The 8,421-nt window shown below is 30.6% G+C and carries 9 protein-coding genes; 6 read left to right on the top strand and 3 right to left on the bottom strand.

Features of this window, described 5'->3' with window-relative positions; translation table 11 throughout:
• Positions 1 to 72 precede the first annotated feature (72 nt).
• The 3 genes from queF (at position 73) to JM172_RS10255 (ending at position 2,691) form a co-directional block, all read left to right on the top strand.
• Positions 73 to 570: a preQ(1) synthase gene (gene queF, locus JM172_RS10245; protein ID WP_214482190.1), complete on the top strand. Its 498-nt coding sequence runs from the start codon at positions 73 to 75 to the stop codon at positions 568 to 570.
• 429 nt (positions 571 to 999) lie between these two features.
• Positions 1,000 to 2,175 carry a hypothetical protein gene (locus tag JM172_RS10250; protein WP_214482191.1) on the top strand — a complete coding sequence of 392 codons (1,176 nt, stop codon included), beginning with the start codon at positions 1,000 to 1,002 and terminating at the stop codon, positions 2,173 to 2,175.
• Between the two features lie 300 nt (positions 2,176 to 2,475).
• Complete coding sequence (locus JM172_RS10255) at positions 2,476 to 2,691, top strand: hypothetical protein (protein WP_214482192.1); 216 nt, start codon at positions 2,476 to 2,478, stop codon at positions 2,689 to 2,691.
• A 346-nt stretch (positions 2,692 to 3,037) separates the two neighbouring features.
• On the opposite strand, the gene JM172_RS10260 is transcribed toward JM172_RS10255, so the two are convergent.
• The gene (locus tag JM172_RS10260; RefSeq protein WP_214482193.1) at positions 3,038 to 4,258 is read right to left on the bottom strand and encodes a cytochrome P450 family protein; all 1,221 of its coding nucleotides are present in this window, start codon (positions 4,256 to 4,258) and stop codon (positions 3,038 to 3,040) included.
• Between the two features lie 1,056 nt (positions 4,259 to 5,314).
• On the opposite strand from JM172_RS10260, the gene JM172_RS25155 reads away from it, so the two are divergent.
• The 3 genes from JM172_RS25155 to JM172_RS10270 all read left to right on the top strand — a co-directional run bounded on the left by JM172_RS25155 (position 5,315) and on the right by JM172_RS10270 (position 7,208).
• On the top strand, positions 5,315 to 5,449 hold the full coding sequence (locus tag JM172_RS25155) for a hypothetical protein (RefSeq protein ID WP_284730447.1): 135 nt from the start codon (positions 5,315 to 5,317) through the stop codon (positions 5,447 to 5,449).
• Between the two features lie 247 nt (positions 5,450 to 5,696).
• Positions 5,697 to 6,530: an MBL fold metallo-hydrolase gene (locus tag JM172_RS10265; RefSeq protein ID WP_214482194.1), complete on the top strand. Its 834-nt coding sequence runs from the start codon at positions 5,697 to 5,699 to the stop codon at positions 6,528 to 6,530.
• A 387-nt stretch (positions 6,531 to 6,917) separates the two neighbouring features.
• Positions 6,918 to 7,208: an alpha-helical endospore appendage domain-containing protein gene (locus JM172_RS10270; RefSeq protein ID WP_214482195.1), complete on the top strand. Its 291-nt coding sequence runs from the start codon at positions 6,918 to 6,920 to the stop codon at positions 7,206 to 7,208.
• A 403-nt stretch (positions 7,209 to 7,611) separates the two neighbouring features.
• Here the strand turns inward: JM172_RS10270 and JM172_RS10275 are convergent, their stop codons facing one another.
• Positions 7,612 to 7,941 carry a YolD-like family protein gene (locus tag JM172_RS10275; protein WP_214482196.1) on the bottom strand — a complete coding sequence of 110 codons (330 nt, stop codon included), beginning with the start codon at positions 7,939 to 7,941 and terminating at the stop codon, positions 7,612 to 7,614.
• 335 nt (positions 7,942 to 8,276) lie between these two features.
• A partial coding sequence (locus JM172_RS25430) for an IS3 family transposase (protein WP_214482207.1) occupies positions 8,277 to 8,421 on the bottom strand: 145 nt, incomplete at its 5' end.

Below are 8,421 nucleotides of genomic sequence, written 5' to 3' on the forward strand. Positions count from 1 at the left end.
TATGTGGGCAAATAAATGATTGTCTATGACACAATAATTTGAACGAATAATGATCAATAGGAGAGATGTAAAATGCAAGGAAGAAAAGATGAAGAACTTAAGGATATAACTCTGTTAGGGAACCAAGGAACAAACTATATATTTGAATATTCACCTGATATTTTAGAGGCTTTTGATAATAAACATACGAATAGAGATTACTTCGTAAAAATGAATTTTCCTGAATTTACGAGCTTGTGTCCAAAAACCGGTCAGCCAGACTTTGCAACGATTTACATTAGCTATATCCCAGATGTAAAAATGGTGGAAAGTAAATCTCTTAAACTATATTTGTTTAGTTTTAGAAACCACGGAGATTTCCATGAAGATTGCATGAATATTATTATGAATGATTTAATTAAACTGATGCAACCAAGATACATCGAGGTATGGGGTAAATTCACTCCAAGAGGTGGTATCAGCATTGATCCATACTGTAATTACGGCATTCCTGGCACTAAATATGAAGAAATGGCTAACTACAGATTAATGAACCATGATCTATATCCTGAGAAAATTGATAACAGATAATTCCTGTATTATCCTAAAATATCCTTTAAATAGCTATAGTTTTGTGACCAAATGTGTGACCATCAAGTAAATTGTGACCAAAAATGTGACCAATGTGACCAAAGTTGTGACCAATGTGACCAAAGTTGTGACCAATGTGACCAAAGTTGTGACCAATGTGACCAAAGTTGTGACTAAAAATATGACCACTAAAATATAGGAAATGTGACCCCAATTTGGTCACATTTCTTTATTATTTTTCGACTAAATTCTGGGGTAAATGAGGTAGCTTTTTAATTTCAGTAGCATATAAAACACAATAAAATGCTCATTTTATTCTACATGTTTAATTAATAAATATGGTTTATATTGTAATATTTTAACATGTAAATCCCTTGAATTATTTTGGTATAATTAAGTAAAAAATATGAAATAAAAGGAAGATACATCATGTCAAAGGCAGAATTGGTATATTTTAAGAATGAACAAGAGGTAAAGCAAAAGTATATTGAGTGGGGTTTGATTAGTCATAGCTCTAAGAGACCTCCAAAGCTATTCTTCTTTAAAATAAACAATGATTGGCATACTTGTTCTGTAATTGGGTATGGTGAAACTAATGGAGAAGAAATATTAGTAATTCAATTAATGAATCTTGAAAAGAAAACTATTCATAAACATCAGTTTCTTCAAATGCAAAAAGAAAAAACTCTTGTATTTGCTACAAATGAGCAAAAGGAGAAAAGAAAGTTAAAAGAAGATGCTCGAAAGAAAGCTAAGCTAGCAGATGAAATGAAAAAAATAAAGGCTGAGGAAGAGAAAAAAGTTAGTTTAGAGGTTAAGACAATAAATAAACAAGAAGCTCAAAAGGGTGTAAAGAAAGAAATTAAGAGAAAAAATGAAAAGCCAAAAGCTAAAGAAGTCGAAAAGAAAAAAGAAAAGAGTGAGAGTCCTAGTGAGGTTTACTCAAAACCAAAAAGAAAAAAACGATATACGAAACTAAGTAATAAAACAAAAAGTACTTTTTTAGTTCCAAAGGAAACCTATGAGATGTATTTTAACACTGTCAATGATTCAGCAATTTTGGAGAAATATATTTTAAATGACTACTATTTTCCTAATAAATCAATTGCTCAATTAAAGACTCATTGCTTAAAGCCTTCAGAAAACATGGATACATATTTTAATGATGCGACATATGAAAAATTAAAAAGATTTGCGATACATAAAGGTGTAACTATATCAGATATTTTTTGTGATGCCTTAGAAAACATGTTAGCTACAAAATCTAAGAGTAAATCATCAATCAACTTGGCAGCTTATAGTAGTTTGTCATATCCTTCTGTACTAGTGGATAAGGGGATTGAGTTTCCTGTTGGCATAAAAAGAAAAAAGCCATGCTATCCCACATTGGTGATAAATGGTAGCTTAGCAGAAAAGAAATTTGTCTTTAAAGATGATGGATATTGGAATAATGCAAAGAAAAGTGGTTATAATATTGAATCTTTCTTTCGATACACTAATGGAAAAGAAAGTGCAGAGAAAATGATTTATGATATGATAGATGAATGGAAAAAAGCAAATCCAGAATATTTCCTGACACCTGACTTTAAAGTAAAGAAAAGATAAGTAAATTAAGATATGAAATTCTACAACTAAAACTCATGATTCAAATAATATGAATATATCTATGTAAACTGTAGTAAATAAAAGCATATTGAAGAAAACTAGTGTATAATCTCCCTAAATAACCTCTTAAGTCAAAAGCATCCTATTTATTATTTTGGTAAAATTAAATTTATAAACCAAATTTCCCCTTTATGCACATATATAAAATATCTTTCAAAAGTAAAACGTTACGAGAAAGTAACGTTTTACTACTCTTTCAAGGCATAGGAGGGTAGGGTGTGAGATGGGAGAGGATAACTTTTGAAAGACATAAAACAGTATGAAAAATTATCAGGTGAATTATTGAAAGCGCTTGCTTATGCAGATGAAATTCTTAATAATAGAACTTACAAATCTATCCATGATATTAGAAAAGCAGAATATCTGTTGGATAGAATCCAACAGGATTTATCAAAAATGCAATTAGCTCTTAATAGAAGGAAGATGATATCTAACCAAGGTAGAATTGCCAAATGAGGTGACAAAGTTGAGTAACAATATTAAAAAACCTGTTCTAAGAGGTTGGCTTTTTTGGATCCTAGCTTTAACTTTAGTAGTTTTGATTACTGGATCATTGAAATAGGCAAGTTCTATATATACATATGGAACTCACCTGTTACTTATTTGTGTAATTTCCACATTTCTATTTTTACTTAGAAAATATGATTACATATCAGTAAATAAGAAAAGCTAGAATTCAATAGGGGAAAAATCATTCACAATAAAAGAGTCATTTTATCGTGAATGAACATAGTTTTTTGTAAAAAATATACTCTGTTTTATTTTAATTATAAAACAGAGTAATCATACTAACAGTCAATAATCATTGTAATTTAATTGGTAATTGTACAAGGCCTCTCAAAATCTCAGAATGTCTCCATTGAATGTCTTCTTCACTCACATTTAGTTTAATATTAGGAAAACGGTTTATTAATGCGTTTATAGCAATGTTAGCCTCTAAGCGCGCAAGGGGTGCACCTAAACAAAAATGAATGCCATGTCCAAATGCTAAATGTTTATTTTCTTTACGAGTTATATCTAGTTTTTCCGGATCGTTAAAGTACTTAGGGTCACGATTAGCTGCGGCAAGACCTAAAAATATCATGTCACCTTTTTTTATTTCTTTACCTTGGAAAATAAAATCTTCTAATGCATAACGAGATGTTGCGAGTTCTACAGGATTTGTATACCTTAATAACTCTTCTATCGCTGTTTTCATATTTTCAGGATGCTCTCTAAGTTTTGCCAACTGTTCAGGGTTTTGAAGGAGAGCTAACATGCCATTTCCTATTAGATTTACTGTAGTTTCATGTCCAGCGACAATTAGTAGAAAAAGCATAGAAAGCAGTTCATTCTTAGAAAGTTTCTCACCTTCTTCCTTAGCCATTACTAAACCACTAATGACGTCATCTTTTGGTGATTTCTTTCTTTCCTCTATAATTTTTTCCAAATAGTTAACGAATTCCTGTATAGAAGAGTTAAGCTTTTCTATTTCTTCCGTACCATTTGATACATCTGTAATTGCATTTGACCATTTTCTAAATTTATTACGGTCTTCTACAGGAATTCCCATCATTTCAGAGATGATGATAATGGGCAATGGAACTGCATAATCTTCCATCAATTCAACATCTGAATTTAATTCTAGATTATCAAGAAGATTTTCAGAAATGTCCTCAATTCTTGTTCTTAATCTTTCAATCATTCGAGGGGTAAATACTTTATGCACTAATGAACGTAAACGTGTATGGTCTGGAGGGTCTTTAGAAAGCATATTATTAATAATATAATCTATTTCTTTTATTTTACTTTTTTGTTTTATCTCTTCTTTAGACATCAAATTCTGAATGTTTTTTGTAATTCTTTCATCTTTAAAAAGAGTTAATATATCATCGTAACGTGTTACTAACCAGCTCCTAACTTCTCTCTTTCCATACTTAAACATGAATTCATGTATGGGATCATGCTCTCTAAAATACGATAGAGTTGGATAAGGATTAAGCTGGTATTCTTTTGAATACAAATTAAAAACTAGTTTTTCCATGGGCTTCCTCCATTATAAGTTGGTAGTTGATTGTTTTATTAAAATACAAAAAATTCTTTATAAACTGTACCTTTTTATATTTATTAATTAATCTTTGATATATGAATAAAATTTTTTTCTAAAAAGATATTTTAGAAAATACTCAATAAGCTAATCTTATAAAAGAGAGTTTTGGAAAAAATTGAATAAAAAATAAATTACTCTTTGAGATAATTATTGTTTATAAGTCTTTATAATCGAAACAGTAAAGTAATTATTGAGAATAATTGTATTAAGCTTAATTTATCTAAAAATATTAACAAAACACTATGATTGACTACCACAAATGTACTCCATTACCCACACAATATGGATAGGGTGAACATATCATATACTCCGGGTATATTTAGTCTTCCCAATTGATTTCAAAAGCCCTATACCGATGAATAGGGATTTTTAATTTTGTACTTTAATAATGCATATTTCAAAATAATAATAACGAATTCTATACGAGGACATTTGAACATATGAGAGGAAATCAAAAAGCACTCATCTATTGAGTGCTTTTAAACAACAAATCAAACGCTTGAAATGGAGGGTTTAATAACGGAAGGGTTAAAAATATTTTATGCAGTATAGAGTGTTTTATACTTAATTTCTTTAACGTTCAAATAAACACGTTTTATATCGTTAAAGTATGTAAACCCTCCCTGATCGTTCATGGATGGAGGAGACATCAGGGAGGGGAGAGTGATAATAAAGGGTGTGCTTTATCTTATGTAGGTTATGTTAGTTAAGCTTGTATAAATGCTCTAGGTTAAGTGAATCAATTTTTACGTAACACAATGTAAAAAGAGGTTACTAAGGGACTGAAAAATAGTCATTTTTGTTTTGGATTAATAATACCCAACAATTTATTTGTATACATAAACCTTATATATCAGTGTGTTTACTTAGTAAACATAATAATTTATTACTTAAGCCACCATCATAAATGACTTAAGCCACTTGTTTAATTTTGGAAATATCCTTACCATAAATGTGTAAAACACTAATATGTATAAAGGAGGGAAATAAATGCGTAAGATTGTCGCGCTTGTAGCAACGCTGGGTCTCTTATTTTCTGCTAATGGAGTTTCGGCTGCGGTGAATAATGATGGAATATTTACACCTGATTGTACTCATGTAATTGAGAAATGCCATGAGGAATAGATAGATTAATTAGCTAATGAGGTGGGATTTGATTTAAAGGTTCCACCTTTATTACTAAACTAATTAGAAATGAAGTTAAATTCCAATTTTTCAGTAATGAAAGTTGGAATTTTTATTATTCATCATATATATACTTGATTATGACGCATCCCATATCACCTTCCAAGTTAAAGATTTACAATTATTATTACAATAGGATATTATGGTTTTTTTTGGAGTAATCAAATTATATAAAGGGGGAATACAAATGACTGTGAAGGCTACAGTTCTATCAGAAAACACCGTATTTAGCAATTTGGGGGCTATTGCAGAGCATGGCTGGTCTATATTTTTAGAAAGCGATCATGGAAATTATTTATTTGATACAGGTCAAGGTAAGGCGCTCCTCAATAATGCAAGAGTATTTAAAAAAGATTTATCTACCATCCAAGGAATTATTGTAAGCCATCATCACATCGATCACACTGGTGGACTTATGGATGCTGTAAAAGTAGTTGATTCCAAATGTATTGACGTATATGCACATCCTGAGATTTTCAAAGATAGCTATCTAATTCGACCAGACTATAAACACATAGGAATTCCCTTTTCAAGGTCTGCACTTGAAAGTCATGGTGCTAATTTTAAGTTTAATAGGAAATTTACCGAAATCGTTCCTAATATTTATCTATCAGGTGAAGTTCCTCGATTAACAGATTTTGAATTCGGCGATACCGATATTGTCTTAAAATCTAATGATGGATATATAAAAGATGAGGTGATGGATGACCAATCTATCATTATAAAAACACCAAAGGGTTTATTTATCATTTTAGGCTGTTCCCATGCTGGAATCATTAATATTCTCAACTATGCAATTGAAAAAACTGGTGAAAATAGAATACATACAGTTATTGGTGGTACCCATTTATGGCCTGTAAGCGAAGAACAGAAAGAGATGAGTATTCAGGCTTTAAAAGAATTAAATATAGAGCGTCTAGGAGTCTCACATTGTACTGGTTTAGAAATTAGTTTGAGACTTTCTCAAGAATTTAGTGGGAAATTCTTTCATTGTAATGTTGGTACTGTTGTATCAGTATAAACTGTATAAAAAATTATCAAAAAAGGTCAAACTAATAACCTCAATGATTGTTGAGTCGATAAGTTCCAGTTCTTAAGAAAAGAAGAATTGGAACTTTATGATTGCATATGGAATATCACCATACTCTTTTTAAAATATTTCATATATTAATAGTAACTGATATTGCCATTTTAAACTTCTCTGTAGCTCCTATTTAAAAAATAGAGAAGTTTTTCTTCTTACCTTAAAATAGTCGATACAAATAGAAAACATCCAATCGATAATCCTAGGTGGAAAATACATTTTCCTTACTTACACCCGTTAATAGTCATTTAAACAAGCAGTTCTATTGCTATTACATATAATTTTAATGTAAGTCAATAAAACGAGAAGGGGTGACATAAACAAATGGGAATGCCAGTTGCACCAGAACTTCCAGATTATAGTGAGGAAAATGTTCTTTTGTTTTTACTAGCTACAGTTGGTTTTGAAGAACTAGCTTTAGCACATATTATGAACGCTGAAGGCGAAAAAATTCAAGCAGCAGTTTCAGCATTCGAATCTGATAGATTAGTGACTCTTCGTGATTTAATGGATATTAATAACAATGTCGCAGAAACACTCAAACGTGTTATTCAAAAAGAAATCCTATTAGACTTCAAAGTAGACGATATAAAAGAATTACTTGAACGAAGATAGGTAACTAAATTATAATTCTCTAATAGATGGTTGGGGTTATTTGTTAATTAACACCTCCCACTTAAATCTATATTAGAATGAATCAAGGTAGGTGAGTGGGGGGCATTTTCATACTTTGGTCTATTTCGATTCAATCAACTCAGATGATAACTACATCCCACTTTTTACAGGAATATGGCTTCATTCTAGTCTTAAAAATAGTTAAAGAACATGACTGTCTTACAAGTGACAAGTGGTAAAAGGAATCGAAAAAGTAGATAACATTAAGAGAAATAATATATCTTAGTGCTATAAACGTTAGCTGTCTTTAAAATACGCATACAAATAATAACAATTGCATAATATAAAATACAGCAAGATATTCACTCCATGAAAAAACAGCCCTGCAAAGCATGTGGGGCTGTTATATAATTTGTACGTTAATAATATCCTCAAATTTAATCCTGTGTATTTCCTCAAATTTATCCATTACTCTAATATGTTTGTTGAGTTGATCTACAAAATGAATATGTCCCATGCATGGTTTAAAAGCTCCATCTTCAAAATACGTTACAGTCACTTCTTGTGTAAACACCATAGACTCTTGGATTGTATTGTTAATTTCCTCTATTTCATGCTCATCTAATACAGGCTTTTGCACCTTATAATAGTCAGCCTTTGCTTCTATCATCATCTTCATATGTTCAGGTTGTATAAATGCTGGCATCCATTTCATTATTCCTCTGTCCTTCAAACGTATCACTCCTTTACCATTATTATATGCGAAAATACGTTCGATTAATACGTTGAATTAGAATGTGTGTTCGTTTATAATAATGGTAAAAGAGATCCTTATAATGAGAAGCGGATTATTACACAATGCCAGGTAGTTAGTTATTCAGAGTTGAGAACAGTTTGATAGCTACTGGAGAGCTAGACAACTTTTACTCATTGTATGTTTATGGTAGTTACTGTGGTTTTGAAACAAAAATATATACCGTTTATAAGAAAGATGTATATATATTCTTCATATTGTAAATTAATTTTTAATAAAGTGTCTTAACTCACAGGTGGACTGTCAACACCTAACTAGACAATTTTCTTAAGGTGTTTATTTTTGTACTCAATAGGACTTGTATAACCTAGTGTGCTATGAATACGAATATGGTTAAACCAATGCACGTAGTCATGGAGTTCTCGTGTTAATTCTTCTAAACTTTCATACTGCCTCCCT

Source organism: Bacillus sp. SM2101, assembly GCF_018588585.1.
Classification (GTDB): domain Bacteria; phylum Bacillota; class Bacilli; order Bacillales; family SM2101; genus Nanhaiella; species Nanhaiella sioensis.

Bases quoted from the DNA above. Each gene is read 5' to 3' on its own strand.
- JM172_RS25155 (WP_284730447.1), top strand. From the start codon at position 5,315: ATGCGTAAGATTGTCGCGCTTGTAGCAACGCTGGGTCTCTTATTTTCT.
- JM172_RS10270 (WP_214482195.1), top strand. From the start codon at position 6,918: ATGGGAATGCCAGTTGCACCAGAACTTCCAGATTATAGTGAGGAAAAT.
- JM172_RS10265 (WP_214482194.1), top strand. From the start codon at position 5,697: ATGACTGTGAAGGCTACAGTTCTATCAGAAAACACCGTATTTAGCAAT.
- queF (WP_214482190.1), top strand. From the start codon at position 73: ATGCAAGGAAGAAAAGATGAAGAACTTAAGGATATAACTCTGTTAGGG.
- JM172_RS10260 (WP_214482193.1), bottom strand. From the start codon at position 4,258: ATGGAAAAACTAGTTTTTAATTTGTATTCAAAAGAATACCAGCTTAAT.
- JM172_RS10250 (WP_214482191.1), top strand. From the start codon at position 1,000: ATGTCAAAGGCAGAATTGGTATATTTTAAGAATGAACAAGAGGTAAAG.